18 protein-coding genes are annotated in these 18,261 nt (G+C 42.0%); 2 read left to right on the top strand and 16 right to left on the bottom strand.

Translation table 11 applies throughout. The features are described 5' to 3' along the window. Positions 1-176: 176 nt before the first annotated feature. The 15 genes from QZ576_RS05060 to QZ576_RS05130 all read right to left on the bottom strand — a co-directional run bounded on the left by QZ576_RS05060 (position 177) and on the right by QZ576_RS05130 (position 13,148). Positions 177-557 carry a DUF2255 family protein gene (locus QZ576_RS05060; protein ID WP_297094730.1) on the bottom strand — a complete coding sequence of 127 codons (381 nt, stop codon included), beginning with the start codon at positions 555-557 and terminating at the stop codon, positions 177-179. 11 nt (positions 558-568) lie between these two features. Further along, a complete protein-coding gene (locus QZ576_RS05065) occupies positions 569-796 on the bottom strand; it encodes a tautomerase family protein (RefSeq protein WP_297094732.1) in 228 nt (75 codons plus the stop codon). A 90-nt stretch (positions 797-886) separates the two neighbouring features. Then, positions 887-1,753, bottom strand: coding sequence for an aldo/keto reductase (locus QZ576_RS05070; RefSeq protein WP_297094734.1), 867 nt, complete (start codon positions 1,751-1,753; stop codon positions 887-889). A 49-nt stretch (positions 1,754-1,802) separates the two neighbouring features. Next, on the bottom strand, positions 1,803-3,008 hold the full coding sequence (locus QZ576_RS05075; protein WP_297094736.1) for an alcohol dehydrogenase catalytic domain-containing protein: 1,206 nt from the start codon (positions 3,006-3,008) through the stop codon (positions 1,803-1,805). Between the two features lie 248 nt (positions 3,009-3,256). Beyond that, the gene (locus QZ576_RS05080) at positions 3,257-4,018 is read right to left on the bottom strand and encodes an SDR family NAD(P)-dependent oxidoreductase (RefSeq protein ID WP_297094738.1); all 762 of its coding nucleotides are present in this window, start codon (positions 4,016-4,018) and stop codon (positions 3,257-3,259) included. Positions 4,019-4,022: 4 nt separating this feature from the next. Then, positions 4,023-4,580, bottom strand: a complete 558-nt coding sequence (locus QZ576_RS05085; protein ID WP_297094740.1) for a sugar O-acetyltransferase — start codon at positions 4,578-4,580, stop codon at positions 4,023-4,025. 40 nt (positions 4,581-4,620) lie between these two features. Then, positions 4,621-5,178, bottom strand: a complete 558-nt coding sequence (locus QZ576_RS05090) for a DapH/DapD/GlmU-related protein (RefSeq protein WP_297094742.1) — start codon at positions 5,176-5,178, stop codon at positions 4,621-4,623. Beyond that, complete coding sequence (locus tag QZ576_RS05095; protein WP_297094744.1) at positions 5,171-5,578, bottom strand: cyclophilin-like fold protein; 408 nt, start codon at positions 5,576-5,578, stop codon at positions 5,171-5,173. Before QZ576_RS05095 ends, QZ576_RS05090 begins: the two co-directional genes overlap by 8 nt. Positions 5,579-5,623: 45 nt before the next feature. Continuing rightward, positions 5,624-6,301: a cyclophilin-like fold protein gene (locus tag QZ576_RS05100; protein WP_297094746.1), complete on the bottom strand. Its 678-nt coding sequence runs from the start codon at positions 6,299-6,301 to the stop codon at positions 5,624-5,626. Between the two features lie 273 nt (positions 6,302-6,574). Beyond that, positions 6,575-7,627: an NAD(P)-dependent alcohol dehydrogenase gene (locus QZ576_RS05105; protein WP_297094748.1), complete on the bottom strand. Its 1,053-nt coding sequence runs from the start codon at positions 7,625-7,627 to the stop codon at positions 6,575-6,577. Positions 7,628-7,719: 92 nt separating this feature from the next. Further along, positions 7,720-8,373: an SDR family oxidoreductase gene (locus tag QZ576_RS05110; RefSeq protein ID WP_297094749.1), complete on the bottom strand. Its 654-nt coding sequence runs from the start codon at positions 8,371-8,373 to the stop codon at positions 7,720-7,722. Positions 8,374-8,404: 31 nt separating this feature from the next. After that, positions 8,405-9,487, bottom strand: a complete 1,083-nt coding sequence (locus QZ576_RS05115) for a Gfo/Idh/MocA family oxidoreductase (protein ID WP_297094751.1) — start codon at positions 9,485-9,487, stop codon at positions 8,405-8,407. A gap of 146 nt (positions 9,488-9,633) precedes the next feature. Beyond that, entirely contained in the window at positions 9,634-10,998 is a 1,365-nt protein-coding gene (locus QZ576_RS05120; protein ID WP_297094754.1) for an MATE family efflux transporter, read from the bottom strand. A 105-nt stretch (positions 10,999-11,103) separates the two neighbouring features. Next, positions 11,104-12,285, bottom strand: coding sequence for a MalY/PatB family protein (locus QZ576_RS05125; RefSeq protein WP_297094755.1), 1,182 nt, complete (start codon positions 12,283-12,285; stop codon positions 11,104-11,106). A 5-nt stretch (positions 12,286-12,290) separates the two neighbouring features. Further along, positions 12,291-13,148 carry a DUF3737 family protein gene (locus tag QZ576_RS05130; protein ID WP_297094757.1) on the bottom strand — a complete coding sequence of 286 codons (858 nt, stop codon included), beginning with the start codon at positions 13,146-13,148 and terminating at the stop codon, positions 12,291-12,293. A gap of 365 nt (positions 13,149-13,513) precedes the next feature. Between QZ576_RS05130 and QZ576_RS05135 the strand changes: the two genes are divergently transcribed. Continuing rightward, complete coding sequence (locus QZ576_RS05135) at positions 13,514-14,410, top strand: helix-turn-helix domain-containing protein (RefSeq protein WP_297094759.1); 897 nt, start codon at positions 13,514-13,516, stop codon at positions 14,408-14,410. A gap of 156 nt (positions 14,411-14,566) precedes the next feature. Further along, on the top strand, positions 14,567-15,307 hold the full coding sequence (locus tag QZ576_RS05140; RefSeq protein WP_297094761.1) for a hypothetical protein: 741 nt from the start codon (positions 14,567-14,569) through the stop codon (positions 15,305-15,307). An 18-nt stretch (positions 15,308-15,325) separates the two neighbouring features. On the opposite strand, the gene QZ576_RS05145 is transcribed toward QZ576_RS05140, so the two are convergent. Next, entirely contained in the window at positions 15,326-18,106 is a 2,781-nt protein-coding gene (locus tag QZ576_RS05145) for a sugar-binding domain-containing protein (protein ID WP_297094763.1), read from the bottom strand. Positions 18,107-18,261 lie beyond the last annotated feature (155 nt).

The raw sequence follows: 18,261 nt of genomic DNA on the forward strand, positions 1-18,261 counted from the left end.
TTGCACCGTCTTTTAAGGCGGTGATGTGTAATTATCCTGTCAAGCTGATTTTTTAGGATTTTTGTAAATTCTATTTTACAAAAATCCTAAAAAATCGTTGATACAATCGCTATTTCCTGACACCGCTCTAAAGAACGGTGCAAAAAATAGTTCTCAATACTTGACTTAAATTCATGTTAAAATACCCGAACGGTAGCCGCTTTTGCCCGCTCGCTAATCATTGAATTCAAATAGGCACTGTCGCTGTATTTCGCGCGGTAAGCATTGTCAATTTTTTCGTTGAGGCAACTGTCGGTGATGGTTTCAAACTGCACCTTTTTTATCAAACCGGCAGCTTCTATTTTGCCGGCTTTTTGTTTTACGGCCGACTGGTACCACCTTGAACGGATTCCGTTGTAGGCTCTCACATAAAGTTTGCCTTCAACTTCTACGGACCAGATCCAGGTTGGCGTTCCGTAAGTCACACCGTCTTCACGAAATGGTGCAATATGAAAATCGTCTTTTTTTGCTATCTGAGCTATTTCTTGTGTTGTTAATGTTTCTGTGTTTGCTGTCATGACTTTGTGTTTTACATGGTATAACCGGGCTTTTTGTAAAGCTTGTCCTCGTTCCCCATAATATCGTCGGGGTAAACTTTGTTTTTCCAATCGTCCAGTGAATATTCTTCGATGGCAACCGAAAAGGATTCGTTACCATTTCCAAGAATTTTTTGAGCTACTTTAACCACTTCGTCGGTTAATTCTTGTTTCTGTTCTTCTGTTTTGCCTTCCAGCAATTTTATTTGAAAATGTGGCATTGTTGTTATTGTTTTTTTGATCAACACTAAAAGCTCTTCGGAAAATGTTTTCTCCGAAAGAGCAAATTAGTGTTTCTCCCCCCATTAAAATTATTTCATTTTTCCACCGTAAACCGGGAAAACGCTGGCATCGCCATAATCCTGGATTTGCTCCAGATTTTGTAAAGTTTCCATATCGGCTGCAGAAATCTCAAAATCAACATCTGCATTGTTTTTCATATGAGCCGGATTTGCCGTTTTGGGTATTGGCAGCAGACCCAACTGCAGGGTGTAACGAATAGCCAGTTGTGGTACCGAAACATCATATTTCTCTGCCAGTTTTTTAACTTCCTCGTTTTTCATCAATTCGCCATGGCCAATTGGAGAATATGCTTCAACAAGAATGTTATTTGCCTCGCAGTACTCAATCAATTCTTTTGGAGTATTACTGATGTGCGCCAAAATCTGGTTCACCATTGGTTTTACGGTGCACGATTCGAGGATGTTCTCGATATCCGCTTTTTGGAAATTTGAAACGCCGATCGCTTTCAGTTTACCTGCTTTATAAGCCTCTTCCAAAGCTTTCCAGGCTTCGCGGTTTCCATCTTCATGCCCATCTTCTTCGTGAAATTCCATCCAGGGTTTCGGACTGTGAATGATCATCATATCGATGTAATCGAGTCCCATTGTTTCCAGTGACTGATCGATTGATTTTACTGCTTCATCATACGATTTTACTTCGGCAGCCAGTTTTGTGGTAACGAACAAGTCTTCTCTTTTTACACCACTGGTTCTAATTCCTTCGCCAACTCCGCGCTCGTTTTGGTAAGCCTGAGCTGTATCGATGTGGCGATAGCCCAATTCAACAGCATCTTTGACGGCTTGTACCGAATCGTCGTCGCTAATAAACCATGTTCCGAGTCCCAGTTTTGGGATTTCAACGCCGTTTGACAGCGTATAATTTTCTTTTAATATCATAATGTGTCTCTTTTAAAATTAATAATTGTCTGTTTATACTGTATATTGATTAAAGTGTTGCGGCATCAATTACATAGCGGTAACGAGCCTCTTTGTTCACCACTTTTTCCCAGGCATCGTTGATCTGGTCGGCACTGATTACCTCAATTTTTGGATGAACGTTGTTGTCGGCACAGTAATGAACAACTTCCTGAGTTTCAGGAATTCCGCCAATAAGCGATGCGTTAAAATTAACCCGTGCAAATGCCAGCATCAGGTTGTTGATGGTAATCTCCGATTTTACCGGCATTCCAACAAAAGTGAACGTGCCTCCGGGTTTTACACACATAATGTAAGGCGCCGCATTAAATTCGTATGGAATGGTACAAATCATATAATCAAGGGTTTTGCTGTACGCATTCAAATTGCTTAAATCTTCGTTTACCACAATAACTTCTTTTGCTCCGAAAGATTTTATGTCGTCAACCTTATCAGCCGAAGTAGTGAAAGCATACACTTCTGCACCTTTCGACACTGCAAGTTTAACAGCCATGTGGCCAAGACCTCCAATACCTGCAACACCAACTTTGTCGCCAATTTTAAAATCAGCTTTCATTAACGGAGAGTAAGTTGTAATACCCGCACACAATAGGGGAGCGGCTTCCTGCAGACTGATATGCTCAGGAATATGAACGGCAAAATGGTCTCTAACCACGATATTTGATGTGTATCCGCCCTGGCTGATTCCTGTAGGTGAAGATTCTTGTGGATAACCGTAGGTAAATACTGTTTTACCGTTTTCGCAGAACTGCTCTTCGCCGTGTTCGCAGCTGTCGCATTCCATACAGCTGTCTACCATACATCCAACGCCGGCACGGTCGCCAACTTTAAATTTGCTTACGTTTATACCAACTGCCGAAACAATACCTGCAATCTCGTGCCCCGGAACCTGTGGATATTGCTGTTGTCCCCAGTGTCCTTTCATTTGGTGAATATCGGAGTGACAAATACTGGCATATTTTACATCGATTAAAATGTCGTTGTCGCCAACCGGACGGCGTTCGAATTCCCATGGACTGAGTTTGCCTGATTCGTCGGTGGCTGCGTAACCTTTTGATTTAATATTTTGACTCATAACACTTGATTTTAAATTACTGTTTTCTGCAAAAACCTGCATCGGATTGGAAAGCAAGAAACTTGCTCCGGCACCTGCCATTGCCGACTTCTGAATAAAGTCTCTTCTCGACTGTTTTTTGTTTGATTGCTTTTCATTCATAATTCAACTTTTTATATTGTTATTATTTAAAACGATTCAACATCAGGTGCCTTCCATCGCTGATTTTACCATCTCAGCCGTAATATTTTTCTAAAAAAATATAGCGGTGAAATTAGATTCTAATTCTACAATACAAATATCAGAAGAACGATTGTCAGAAAATTACCAGAATAACAGATTTATTTACCCGTATTACGGTTTGTCGTTTTTTTAGCCACGCCAGGCGAATGTGCCTTTTTAAAAAACGGCTAGAGAGAAACCTGTGATAGCTCTTCGCAAATGGCTAAAAGCTTTTCCTGTATCGCTTGATTTGCTGCCTGTTTATTAAAATCTACCTCTTTCTTGTGAAATAATAAGCGGCCACTTTTTAAGGCATCGGCATCCTGCGAAGTTGCCAGCCAAACCTGTGTTTCGTATCCTTTTTCCAGACTGTCGGGAGCACTGCTACCTCCCATTTTTGTAGGAACCCATCCCGGATCAACGGCATTTGAAATCACATCCGGCCATTTCCGAGTAACGGCAAGTGCCAGAATTAAATCGTGCAATTTGGTGTCTGAGTAGCTCGGATTCTTTTTGCCTTCGAGAATGGCAGTTAGTTGATTTTCGCTTGCGTCGCCTCCCCGGTGCATACTTGAACTGAGGTAGACTAATCTCTTTGGGCGATTGATCATGGTCGTTAAAATATATGGTGCCAGCGTATTAACCGCAAACAACAATGGCAAATCGTCTTTGCTTTTCGCGTTGGACGGAACATTTAAAATGCCAGCATTGTGGATTATCGTATCGAAAGATCCCAATTCATTAACCTGCGCTGCAAGGTTTTTGGTTTCTTCAATACCCGATAAATCTGCTATTAGAACCGTTTCTGCGCCGGGAACTTTACTAATTGCATGTCTTGCCCGCTCCTCATTTCGGGCATGAAGAACTACCCGGTGACCTTCTGCAACCAGTTTTTTGGCTGCAAGTTGACCCAATCCGTCAGCTGATCCGGTAATAAATATTCGTGCCATGCTGCTATATCTTTTTTAAAACTTTTGCCGGAATTCCACCTACAACAGTATTATCGGGAACATCTTTGTTTACCACCGCTCCGGCTGCCACAATTGAATTTTCGCCAACAGTAACTCCCGGCAGAATTGTTGCTCCGGCACCGATCCATGCACCGTTTTTAATTACAACCGGACGAACCATGAGCGCTTTTCGTTCAGTAGGATCAACGGGATGTTCTTCGCTTAAAATGTTCACTTTTGGACCGATCAACACATCGTCGCCAATGGTAATTGTTCCCATGTCGAGCATCGAGCAAAGATGATTGATATACACATTTTTTCCGATGCGGGTAAACTGCCCGATGTTCACATAAACGGGTATCTGGATCATACTGCTCGGGTCGAGTGCTTCGCCTGAAATTTCACCCCACAATTTGCGATTTTTTTCTACATCTGCAGTGGAGTTGAATTCCAACAACAGCTTTGTGGTTCGTTCTGCTGCTTCGCCAATTTGGCTGTGCGACGGATCGGAATACGATACTGCTTCACCGGCTTGTAATCGTTCAAAAATACTCTTGCTCATTTTCGTTTTGTAGTTAGATCGTTTTATAGATGTCTTTTGGTTAAATTTCTTTAATCACTTTGGCCGGAATTCCACCAACCACTGTGTTTGCCGGAACGTCTTTATTCACCATAGCTCCGGCTGCCACAACCGCATTTTCGCCAACGGTAACACCGGGAAGTATTGTTGCTCCGGCACCAATCCATGCATTGCGCTTGATCACTATGGGTTTAACAATCATCGCTTTTCTATTGTTTGGATCGAGCGGATGACCTTCCGACAATAAATTGGCTTTCGGGCCAATCAGTACATCGTCTTCAATAGTGATTTTTCCCAAAGCCAGCATCGAACACGCATGATTGATGTACACATTTTTACCAACCGTCACAAATTCGGCATGGTTTACAAACACCGGAATCTGAACGTAACTGGTCGGATCAAGTGTTTTACCTGTCAGATCGCCCCAGATTTTTCGCAATTCATCAGGATTGGATGTTGCATTGTATTTTATCAGCAATTGGTTGGTGCGAAGGTTTGATTCGCCGACCTCTGTAAACTGTGGATCACTGAACTGAACCAACTCGCCCGCTTGCATTCTTTCAAAAATGTTTTTACTCATCTTCCTGTAGTTCTTTATTTTTCAATTTGGAGAGTAAGCTGTTGGGAGCTTGTTCTGCCAATTCAATTCTGGCTTTAATTCTTTCAACGTCTCTTAATGCTTTTACATCTCCATCAATTTCACCCAGTTTTATAAGACTGTCTGAAAATTCAGAATTTTTGTAAAAAAAAGCGATGTTGCCCAACGGTGCAAAGTAGACAATGTCGCCGGCTTTGGGCGCAAAACCATCGATTGAATCATTTTCATCAAGTCTTTCTTCTAATTTACTGATTTTGCTGGTCTGCCCGTAATCGTCGAGATTGATATTAATGGGCAACATCGAGGCGAAGCTTTTGGCAGTTTCACTCTCGTTTAAATTTGCTGTTATAAATGTGTCGTTGTTGTTTATTCTTATTTTCATTTTGTAATTTTTTTTTTTATCTCTGAACGTGTGTTTGGTCTTTCCTTAGCTATCTTTCTTTAGCACCTTTTTGATCGCAACGACCTTATCCGCTGCTTCAATCTTTAAAAAGTATATTCCCGGTTTTACCTGGCTAACATCAATACTGTTATCATTGGTTTTTAAGATGCTTCGTCCCTGAATGTCCATCAATGTTAATATTTCAAATTGCCCTGAAACATTCAAAATGTCGAGAACAGGATTTGGATAGATCTGAAAATCATTTTCAGTTGCTATCTCTGCAACATCTGTGGTAACATCGGCGAGCCTTAATGTAACAGTTACATCAAAAGCGCCCAACACCGCTTTCAACTCATCCTGCGAAAGGCTGTCAATTTTTCCAAGACGTGTAAAGTTCCACGAGTTGGCCGCATAATAAATTACCAGTGCGTTACCCTGATACAAAATAATATCTCCGGGTTCGGTGGTAATTTGTTCGTCGTTTCGTGGTAAGGTTGTTCCAATCGGCCCAACTTTTTCCATGTTTCCGTAATCGCGCATTTCAACTGTCAGCGGACTTTCATTCAACAAATCTATCAGTGCGGCAGTGGATGAATTATCGACTAAAGTTGCAGAAAGCTCTGTTTGTCCGTTAACCGTAATTGTAATTGGTGTTTGCTGCGCCGAAACCCGGAGTGTTATAAAACTTAACGCGAGTAGAAATATCCAGATCTTTATTCTCATAACTTCTCTTTTTAGTGGGTATAAAATCACTTTACAAATATCGAAAGAAGAAGCCAAAGAAAATGACCAGAATTACGGAGATGCTTACCACTTTTACGGAATCGTCGGAAAATATAACTGACTATTTAACAGGGAGCTACCCTTTAAAATATTCTCCCTGCCGGACTGAAAAAAAGTAACTTTTTGCAATCCAAAAGCAGGGAGGTGAATTAAAATTTCGCACCGTAAAATGAATACGGGAACTATCAGTTATCTTGTAAAATATGGCTTGTATTAATTTGACAATGATGCCATATCAATTACAAAACGATATTTTACATCGCCTTTTTCCAACCGGTCAAGTGCTTCATTTACATCCTGCATTTTTATGATCTCGCTATCGGCAGTAATGTTGTGCTTGTAACAGAAATCAATAACCTCCTGAGTTTCGGCAATGCCGCCAATAATTGAGCCAGATAAACTTTTTCGTCCGCTTACAATATTGAATGCACCAACATCCAGAGGTTCGTTTGGCAGACCCACCAAAACGAGGCTACCGTCAACCGTCAGACAGTTTAAATAAGCATTTACATCGTGTTTTGCCGAAACGGTATCAAGGATCATGTCGTATCCTTTTTGCGCTGCCATTTGTTCCTGATCTTTTGAAAGGACAGCTTCGTCGGCACCCAGTCTTTTTGCATCTTCAACTTTATCGGGCGAAGTGGTAAAAACAGTTACATGAGCACCCATGGCTTTGGCAATTTTTACCGCCATGTGGCCAAGACCGCCAATACCAATAATTCCTATTTTTTTGCCCGGACCTGCTCCCCAGTGTTTTAATGGCGAATAGGTAGTAATACCGGCACAAAGCAAAGGAGCTGCTGCACCCAGATTCTCGAATTCCGGTATTTTCAGTATGTAGTTCGCATCGCAAACAATGTGTTTTGAAAAGCCTCCGTAGGTAACACCACCCAAATGTTTATCGGGTGCGTTGAATACCAGTGTCCATCCTTCTTCACAAAATTGTTCTTCGCCGTCGTTGCACTGGTGACAGTGTCCGCAGCTATCAACAATACAACCAATACCTGCCAAATCGCCTTCTTTAAATTTGGAAACCTTGCTACCAATTTTGGTTACTTTACCAATTATTTCGTGCCCGGGAACAATGGGATAAGCTGTGCCTCCCCAATCGTTTTTTATGGCATGAAGATCTGAATGACAGATACCACAATAAAGTATCTCCAGTTCTACATCATTCTCCATCAGTGCTCTCCGCTGCACATCCATGGAATGCAAAGGTTTGTCTTGTGCTTCTGTTCCAAATGCTTTAACAGTAATTGTACTCATAACTTTTTGTTTTTAATGGTGTAACTGTTTATTAAACGGCACGTTAATGGGGTTTGTTCAGGAATTAGCCTTTGGCCAATTTTATGAAGCATTTACAGGGCTAAAACTGCATCTGATATTGGGCTTGCTCCTGAACTCATTACCAAAATTTTACCAATACTTTTATCGTGATTTAATACTTCCAGAATCGTTGTTGCAACGTCTGCCCGTGGAATTGTTGGGCTGATGCCTTCAGCTACTGTATTCAGTGTTACTTTACCAGTTCCTTCTTCATCGGTTAGCCCAACCGGTCGCAGAATAGTATAGTCAAGAGATGATTGTTTCAACTCCTTATCGGCAAAGTGTTTGGCAATGTAATAGGGTTTAATGCCCGATGCATCCCATTTGTTGCGTTCATCTGCTAAATATGCACTCACCATAACATATCGTTTAACTCCTGTTTTTTCAGCTGCAATTATACTCTTTACGGCACCATCCAAATCAATCTCCAGGGTTTTGTCATAGCCTGTTTTGCCGCCAGATCCGGCTGTAAACACGATTGCGTCAAAACCTTTCACGGCTTTGGCTAATTCGTCAATACTGCTTTCAAGGCTACCAACAATTACGGGAACCCCGATGGCATCAAAAAAGCTTTTCTGTTCTTCTTTACGAATAAATGCAGTGGGATTAAACCGGTCGGATGCTCCCATTTTTTCAGCAACAATCCGTCCGATCTTTCCGTTTGCACCTATAATTAAAACATTCATAATTTTCCGGATTTATTTGATTTGCTTCTGTTTACTTTTTTGCCGATTTTTCAATGGTGTCATACAATTCGGCTAAAGCCACGGCACGCTGAAAAGTTGGTGCATTACGGGTGTTATTACGGATATCGCCTGCTAAAAGTTTATAAATCTGAGCCACATTTCTTGCCACCGAATTATCGGGTAATCCTTTGTACATTTCCAGAGGTATAGTGATTGCTTTCATTTCTTCATCGCTGCCTTTTGCTCCTTTTATCGAAAGCTGAATCATCTGGCCGTGCCCGTTATCACCGGTAACCTGAATATCACCTTCGGTTCCGTTGATTTCCCACAGCAGGTTTGTTCCTTTTGAGAGACCACCGCGGTAGTGTACCGATGCAGCAGCGCCACTCTCCAATTGTCCGATAACTAAAATCTGGTCTTCGGCGTCTTTGGGTTTTACTTCGCCGGTATCGGCAACATTTACGGTTTTGTAAAAATTGAACATGTCGGCTTTAAGTGATGTAAAATCTCCCAAAACGCTTGTTAATCCGGCCAAAGTGTGTCCTAGTGGAATGGTAAGCATGTTGGCGCCGTTGGCATTATCGAACAGGTAATACCGGTCGTCAACGGTTTCGTTGGCCCAGTTCCAGCCCGAACCAATTAATGTGGTTGATTTCACCTCTCCAACATAACCTTCTTCGATCAGTTTTTTCAGGTATAAAATTTCAGGAGCATTAACCATTTGTGTACCAACCACGGCTACCACACCTTGCTTTTCAGCAATATCTGCCAGTGTTTTTGTTTCTTCCAAACCATTGCCCAGCGGGTGTTCGCAGGAAACATGTTTACCGGCTTCCAGTGCGGCTTTTACGTACTCGAAGTGATAAGGAACTTTCACGGTAACCACAACGAGATCAACCTCGGGAGACTGAATCAGTACCTGTGGATTTTCGAACGCAAACTTTAGATTCAATGCTTTGGCAGTGGCTTGTGCACTTTCCAACGAACGGTTGGCAACTCCAACTACTTCGAAATCCTCGGTTAACGATTTTAGTGCAGGAATGTGGGCTGTTGCTGCCCAGTGACTATCGGGATTTAATCCAATAAATCCGACTCTTATTTTCTTGTTTTCCATGTGCTTATAATTTTTTGTTTTCAACGTTTTTTCTGATTTCTACAAAATTAAATAGAATACCGCGAAGTGTTTTACCCAAATTACTGTTAGGATTACCCGAATTACAGAATATGATTTTTTCGGGGGAGTTGATGCAGGATTAATTTTTAGATAGAGTGGTTCAGCCACTTACCTTTAAAGAGTCGGTATAGAAAAATCGCACCGCGGAAACACAGTTCGATACACATGGCAATCCAAACGCCTTTTAAACCCATAATCGGAGCTAAGATTGCTGCCAGGGTAAGACGAACGGCCCACATGCTGCCAAAGTTCATAATGCTGGGAACAAAAGTATCGCCGGCACCAACAAAAACACCATAAGCCACAATTGATGCGGCAAACATCGGTTCGGCAAAAGCTTCAATACGCAAGGCCATAACTCCAAGCGAAAGGATTTCCGGATCGGGAGTCATAAAACCAATAATTTGAGGGGCTGTAAAATACATGACTGCACCCAGAATGGTCATTACCGCCATGCCCATAAAAACGGTGATGTAGGCAAAACGTTTGGCCAGGTCTTTACGGTTAGCGCCAAAACTTTGCCCCACAAGTGTAGTGGCTGCTTCGGCAATTCCGTAGCCCGGCATGTAACACAAACTTTCGGCAGTAATGGCAAACGAGTTGGCCGCTATGGATGCAACTCCCAAAGGAGCCACAATTACGGTGGACAGAATTTGTGCGCCCATAATTACGGTGTGCTCCAAACTCATGGGCATGCTAATTTTGAATGCTCTGCGCAGGGTACTTTCTTCGGGCCTGAAACTTCCTTTTTCTTTGGTTAGGCGCAGGTTTCCGTCTTTCGTAAACAGGTACCAGAAAAGCATTACTGCAGTTATCAGGTAAGCTGAACCTGTTCCGATTGCAGCTCCCGCTACACCAAGGTCAGCTCCCGGAATGAAAATGTCGTATCCTAAAAACTGCAGCTCGCGCGATGGGAAGATCAACAGAAAGTTGAAGACCACATCCATAACGCACATCACCACATTTAATACGCTCGGAACGTGCATATTTCCACTACTTCGTAACATGCCACTGGCAAGAAAATTTAACTGCAACGCGGGGAGTGACAAGATGAATATGAGAAAGTATTTCGATGCGTCTTCGGCAATCGCGGCGTCGCCCCCCAGCCAGTAGGGGAGTTTTTGGCTTACCGAAACCCCGATGGCCACCATAACAAAACTAAATAGCAAGGTAGATAAAATAGCCTGTCGTAAAACAGATCGTGCTCCTCTGCGGTCGCCGGCGCCGATGAGGTGAGCTACCTGAACCGAAAATCCGGCGGCAACCGTGGTGCAAATTCCCCAAAAAAGCCAGGTAGAAGTAATTACCAGGCCAATGGAGGCCGATGCATTTGCGCCCAAACGTCCAACCATCGATGCATCGATATATTGCATGATGATGGATGAAAACTGCGCAATAATAGCCGGAATACTCAACAGCGCAGCCAAATGCAGTTGCTGCATAAACGTCATTGCCTGCTTATTCTGGACAAGCGACAATAAATAAGCACTCTTTTTCAATTGATATCTCTAAGCAAAAATTTTATCAGACGAAGCGAAAACCGCAGAATACTCCTTTTAGCTTTGTGCGGTAATCAGGTCGATAGCTTTTTTCATTCTGTTCAGGCCTTCCTGCAAAGTAGCTCTCGGACAGGCAATATTCAGGCGCATAAAACCTTCTCCGGCATCGCCGTAAACCGTCCCTTCGTTGAGCCAAACATTTCCTTTTTCTATCATCAATTCGGTAAGTTTCTCCGACTCAATGTTTAAAACAGAAGTGTCGATCCAAACCAAATAAGTGGCTTCCAGCGGCAAAATCGGGAATTGTGGAAAGTTCTCAGCAAAGAAATCTTTTACTAACAGGTAATTGTCCCACAAATACGCTCGCAAATCGTCGAGCCATTTCTCAGAATCTTCGTGTGTGTAAGCGGCAATCAATCCTTCAACGGCAAACGGACTCACATCGCAAACTTCGTTAATGTTGATCGCCTTATCAATTTTCTTGCGGATATCAGCATCGTAAGTTAAAATATTGGCAATCTGTAATCCTGCCAGGTTAAAGGTTTTACTGGGTGCAACGCAGGTTACCGAGTTCTCTAAAAACTGCTGTCCCAGCGATGCAAACGGAATGTGTGTATGTCCCGGGTGCACCAAGTCGCAATGGATTTCATCCGAAACAACGATTACATTATTCCGGAAACAAATTTCTCCAATTTTCTCCAGTTCTTCCTTTGTCCAAACGCGGCCGGCCGGATTATGCGGGTTGCATAAAAGCATCACTTTGGCTTTCGGATCGGCCGCCTTTTTTTCCAGGTCTTCAAAATCGATGGTGTATTTTCCGTCTTTATAAATCAGGTCGTTGGAGAAACTCTCGCATTGGTTATTTCGAATCGACGAGAAAAAACAGTTGTAAACAGGCTCCTGTACAATTACTTTATCACCCGGTTCTGTTAATGCTAAAATGGCTGCAGAAATAGCAGGAACCACACCAATAGTGTAGATCATCCATTCTTTTTCAACCGTAAAATTGTGCCGGCGTCCAAACCAACTGATAACTGCATTATAATAGGCATCGGGCACTTTTGTGTAACCGAAAATGCCGTGTTGTACACGATTAGTAAGTGCATCAATAATCGGTTGAGCGGTTTTAAAATCCATGTCGGCCACCCACAACGGAATAATATCGTCGTTGGTTTTCGAATCCCACTTGTATGAATTAGTGCCTCTGCGTACTACTTTTTCGTCGAAATTGTGTTGCATGGTGATTAAACGTTTACTTCGCTTTGAACAGTTACTTTGCAGCCTCCGGGATTTTTGCAGTTTTCGTCGAAAATAAGCTCGCCAACACTTTGAGCTACGATTTCGCCGGAGCTTGGATTTTTAATGCTTGTTACGGGGCTGTTGATTTCTGCTTTTAAGGTGCTGTACTCGAAGGCAAGATCTGCATCCTCTTTCATTATGCAGTTTTCCATTACCAAATCTTTGGCATAACACAATGGCTGTGTTCCGCTGATAACACAGTTTACCAAACGCAAATTTTTCGAGTGCCAGCCCAGGTATTCACCTGTAATAACTGAATCGTAAACGGTAACATTTTCGGTATTCCAGAAAGCGTCTTTTGATGCCAGATGAGAATCGCGAATTTCAATGTTACGGGCATACTGAAAACCGTAGTTTCCCTGCAAGGTCAGGTTGTCGATTTTGATGTTTTTGCTGTCTTTAAAAATGTAATCGCCATTTGTCACTTTTACATCTCTAAGCTTGATATTCTTACACCACCACAAACATTCTTCGGCATCGGTAAGCTCAACGTTTTCAAGTTCTAAACCATCAATTTCGCGAAACATTTTTGGCGCATCAACACGCGTATTTACCATACGAAGATCTTTGCAATACCAAATGGCAGCACGTCCGCCGGGGGTAAATAATGAGTCTTCGATAATGCTGTTTGTATTGTGCCAAAACGGATATTTACCGCCAAAAGTGCAGCCGGTAGCTTTTATATTGCTGGCTTCTTTTAATGCCGATTCGCCTAAACCAATCTCAACATTTTTAATATGTAAATCCTTCTCCGCAAATAATGGTCGTTCTCCTTCAAAAAATTTGTTCTCTATAGTTTTCATTATTGTAAAATTGTTCTCATTAAAATTATGAGACAAATATCAGGCAAATAAGTTTAAGGAAAATACCCAGATTCCTGTATTATTTACCAAAATTACGGAATTGGTGGTAAGAATGCTTAAATCCGTGTTAATGAGATGTTAACGAGTTCGTTGAAGTTCACTATTATAAGATTGAGGGGCATTCAGTTTTTGGAATAAAGTGCTGGAATACAATTCGTAAATTGGGATTGGAATGTTACCCAAAAAGCAGGAGAGAATTACCAAGATTACCGAATTACTTACCCATATTACGGAATGTGATTCCGGAGGATAACACCTTAAACAATAGTTGTTTAAATTTGTACTGTTTTTAAAAGCGAAAGATTATGAGCGACGTAAAAAAGATAGGTTCAGTAACCGAATATAATAACCTGGTTGGGCAGGAAACATTGCACCCACTGGTAAGTGTTATCGATTTTTCTAAAACAGAACCGTTCCACTATTTTAAAGGGCAGATGGATGTGTATGCCATCTTTCTGAAAGATATTAAGTGTGGAAATATAACCTACGGAATTAACGATTACGACTACGAAGAAGGTACGTTGTTGTTTATTTCTCCCGGACAGGTGTATGGTGTTGAAGGAACCGGGGAGAAACAGCAGGCGTCGGGTACTGCCATAATTTTTCACCCCGATTTAATACATGGCACATCGCTTGGAAAATCGATCGACGAATACACTTTCTTTTCGTACGAAGTAAATGAAGCTTTGCACCTGTCGGCGCGCGAAAGAGTGCTGATAAACCAGTGTATTGAAAATATCAATTTCGAATTGCAACATGCCATCGATACACACAGTAAGGAATTAATTGTGTCGTACCTGGAACTCTTTTTGAAGTATAGCAAACGTTTTTACGAGCGACAGTTTGTAACGCGTAACCACGTAAATAAAGATGTATTGGCTCGTTTTGAGCATATTCTGAAAGATTATTTCGCTTCGGAGCAGCCACTGATTTCGGGTTTACCTTCAGTTCGTTATTGTGCCGATAAACTGTTCATTTCGCCAAACTATTTGGGTGATCTGCTGAAAAAAGAAACCGGTAAATCAGCTCAGGAGCACATTCAGCTTAAGATGATTGATGTAGCTAAAGAAAAGATTTACGATAACGAAAAATCGATTAGCGAGATTGCTTACGAGCTGGGTTTTAAACATCCGCAACACTTTACCCGCATGTTTAAAAAGCAGGTGGGAGTATCGCCCAACGAGTATCGGAGTTTGAACTAGAACAAAGAAATTCAGAGCTGCTAACTTTTTCAATTTGTTTACATTTGCTTGCTTTGTGTCGAAGTAACACGAAACTCTGTTTTTTTGGCTATCTTTCGGCATTGATTTGGTTGGGATAGCCAAAAAATTTAGAACTAACGAACTTAAACTTAGCAAATGAAACGAATACTTCTTTTCGTTGTATTTATGGCTGCGGTGCAGTTTATAGGTGCACAAGAAGCTGAAAAGACCACTTCCCTTAAACATTTTTCCGGCTCAGTAATGGTTACGAATAATGGTATCTCGAATGTACCATCGTTTTCACTTGGAAAATCCGCAGTAATTTTCGATTTGTCGATGGGTGGCGATAAATTGCGTTTCGAGCCACAGTTTCGTTTTGCCATGGAAGGAAAACCCTGGTCGTTTATTTTTTGGTTTAGGAATAAAACAGTTACTACTGAAAAATTTAGCCTGTCGATTGGAGCCCATCCTGCAATTATGTTTCACGAAGTTACTTTCGAAGAAGAAGGATCGAATAAAGAAGGTTTGGAAGGCCGAAGATTTTTAGCCGGAGAGATTGAGCCGTCGATTAAAATTTCCGAACACGTCGATCTTGAACCTTATTATTTGTATGGGCACGGATTTGATCGGGGATTGCAAAATACACACTATTTAAGCATGCGTTTAGGGGTTTCAGATCTTGAGATCTCAAAACAATTGCTGTTTTCTTTTACGCCCGAAATCTATTACCTGAGTACCGATGGAATCACCGGTTCGTATTGCGGCTCATCATTTTCTCTGGAACACCGGGAGTTACCGTTTACACTTGGTGCTAAAATCAATCAGAAAATTGACAGCGATATTGTTAGTGATGATTTTTTATGGAATGTGAGCCTCACTTATTCGTTTGGAGATTAAGGATTTAAACGCGCAGCATTAAAGCAACTCGTTTAAATCTGTCTCACTTATCGAAAATTCCGGGTCAAACGCTTCCGATTCCATATAATTCAACATCGATTTGTAAAGCTGTGCAGCTTCCGGTTTGTCTAAAATCTCATTCAGTTGCGACATGCAAACCAGTAGTTTTCCATCGCCAACTTTCAGTTCAAAAATCAACCCCATTTTATGATTGCGCTCCAGGTTATCTACCACCTGAACAATTGGGAAGTAATCCGTTGGAAGTACATCCAAAATCAGCGAGTTGCTGGCTTTTATAATGGAGAACCATTGCCAGTTGGTGTGAAAATTGGTTGGGAAAGCATTGAACAGCGGGTGCGTTGGATCGGTTAGCAAGCCCAGCGTACCGGGCGAAACCTCTGTTCCGTTATTCTCGCAGATGGATTTAAACATGCCGTAATTCCAGAAATCCGGCGGGAATAATCCGGGCTCGCTTTTTCTTTTGACATCTGCTGTTTGCGGGAAGAGCAGAACTTTACCACCGTTCTTCAATTCCCTTGAAACCTTTTGGTCAACTTTGTTTGCAACCAGAATGTCTTTCGGAATATTGATCTCGTTTTTGGCCGGATAAACCCATATTGGATAGTCGTTCGAATAATCACTTTCGGCAACCGAAATATGCAGGTTGAGCTTAGCAGCTTTCTTCACAGACGATAGATCGGCCGTTACATTGCCAAGTTCAGTAAGTCCTCCAAATGGTATTTCAGAGCCGGAAAATGTGCCTTCTCCAACAACAGTTCCGTCTTCCTGTTTTAGCGTCCATGAATTGGCGCTTGATATAGCATTGTTGGAGTAGTTGGCTACAACTGCTTTGGCATTAAATGCTTCGTTGTTGGTGTAGCAGTATTTTGGAAATTCGAGCAGTAAAACCACATCGTTACATGATTGTTTCCAGGCTTCGGGAGTAATTACGTTTTTGCTGTCCATAAAAGCATCCAGAATGCCCACAAGAGCTGTTCCCTGTCCGGGGAAATCCTGCAAGTCGAGCAACTGAAATCCTGCAAAACCTTGCGTGCGAATGGCAGCTTCCATCTCGGCTTTGTAACACAGGGCCGACCAAGCACCAGTCGCCTGCTGATAAATGCTGTCTTTATCCAGCATTCCAGCTTCTTCAAGGCGGCTTTTGAATATTTCCAGGTTGGTAGCTTTTAAAACGCCGGTATATTTTTCAATTTCATCGTAATCAGGAAAAATCTGGTACTGGCCAATTTCGTGACTGATTATGGGCATATTCATGTGATCAACCGCATAACTAAAATCAAAATCGGTAGAAGGAGCTACGGAGTTTAACCGGGCGCCGTCCTTCGAGTCGGCAAATGCATGCGTCAACCGCGTGTGCGTAAGAATGGTGTCGTGGGCATATGAGGTACGTGCACCAACAAAGAATTCCGAAGTTGGAGTTGGCGGAATATAACCGATGCCGTTGTTACAACCCATGGTGTATAGCGGGCGGTCGTCGTAGGCTTTTAAAGCTGAAATGTTAGCTTCAACGTTGTCAAGTCCTCCCCAGATTTCATTTCCGTGCGAGAACAGTACAAACGACGGGTGATTGGCATAAGCATCCAACATGGCAAAACCTTCGTTGCGTAGTTGCATGGCAATGTTTGCCGAGTCTAAACCTCCCCAAAAAGGGAGTTCGGGCTGCAAATAAATACCTTCCTGATCGGCAGCAATAAAAGCAGCTTCGGGCGGACAGTACGAGTGAAAACGGTAATGGTTGATACCGTAGTTTTTGGCAATTTTAAAGACCCGTACCCAGCCTTCAACATCCATGGGCGGATGTCCGGTTAACGGAAAAACGCAGGCATCGTGTTTGCCGCGTAGGAAAGTTGTGCGGCCGTTAATCGAAAATTGTGTTCCGTCAACAGCAAATTCGCGCATCCCAAAGGTTTCAGCTTTTGTGTCCTGAATACCTTTTCCGGTAACAACTGCGGTAAGTTTATAAAGCGGCTGCTTGTATTCGTCCCACAGTTGGCAATCGTCTCCAAAGTTGTATTCCAGCTGAATTTTTTCCTGTGCGTTTACAGTTGATTTTAACGTTTTTAAGTGCGTAGTTTTTCCAGCCACCGTTTTTTCAACATGAAGTTCAATGGCCAATTCTCCCGCCCGCTGATTCTCAATGTTTAGATCTACGAGCGCTTTTTTGTTCTGAACATCCGGGGTGACACGTAATTTGGAGATGTATGTTTTTGAAGTTGCCTCAATTTGTATTTTCCCTATAATCCCGTTCCAGTTGGTTTGCGTTTCGTCGGTATAAATGTGCACATTCCCGTAAGGCGTTAATTTCAAATCGTTGTTTACCAGGATGGTGATGTAGTGATCGCCGGGAGTTAGTGCCTCGGTTAAATCATATTTTTGAGTTGACTGCAATAACATCGATGATCCTACAAACTGGTCATCAACCCACACTTTTGATGGTTTTGTCCTTTCCAACTGAAGTTCAAGCCGTTTATCCTTGAAATTTTCAGGAATTGTAACTTTTTTCCGGTACCAGGCAACTCCCTCGTAAGTGTAAATCCGGTTGAGATGCATCGTGGTGGGACTTTGATTCAGAAAGCCTTTTTTATTAGAATCGGTTGTTCCGGGCAACACTACCGAATCATCAAAATCAGAGAGGTACCATTGCTGTTCTTCACCAATTTGTGCGGTGTCGAGCGCAAATTGCCAGTCGCCTTGCAAATCAATTGTAGTTCGGTAATTGGGAGTTTGAGTTGTGCACGAAATTACGGCCAATAACAGAATCAAATACAAGTTTTTCATTCAAAAAAATTTAGGACATGCAGCCCGGTTTTTACTTAGCTTATTGTAAAAATAACAAAATAAAATTCAGATTAATCTCCGTCAAACGACAGGTAAAATTATAAATTGATTTAAAAGTCTTTCATTCAGTTGGATATGGTTTGCAAAAAAATACC

The organism is uncultured Draconibacterium sp. (genome assembly GCF_913060805.1).
Lineage (GTDB): Bacteria > Bacteroidota > Bacteroidia > Bacteroidales > Prolixibacteraceae > Draconibacterium.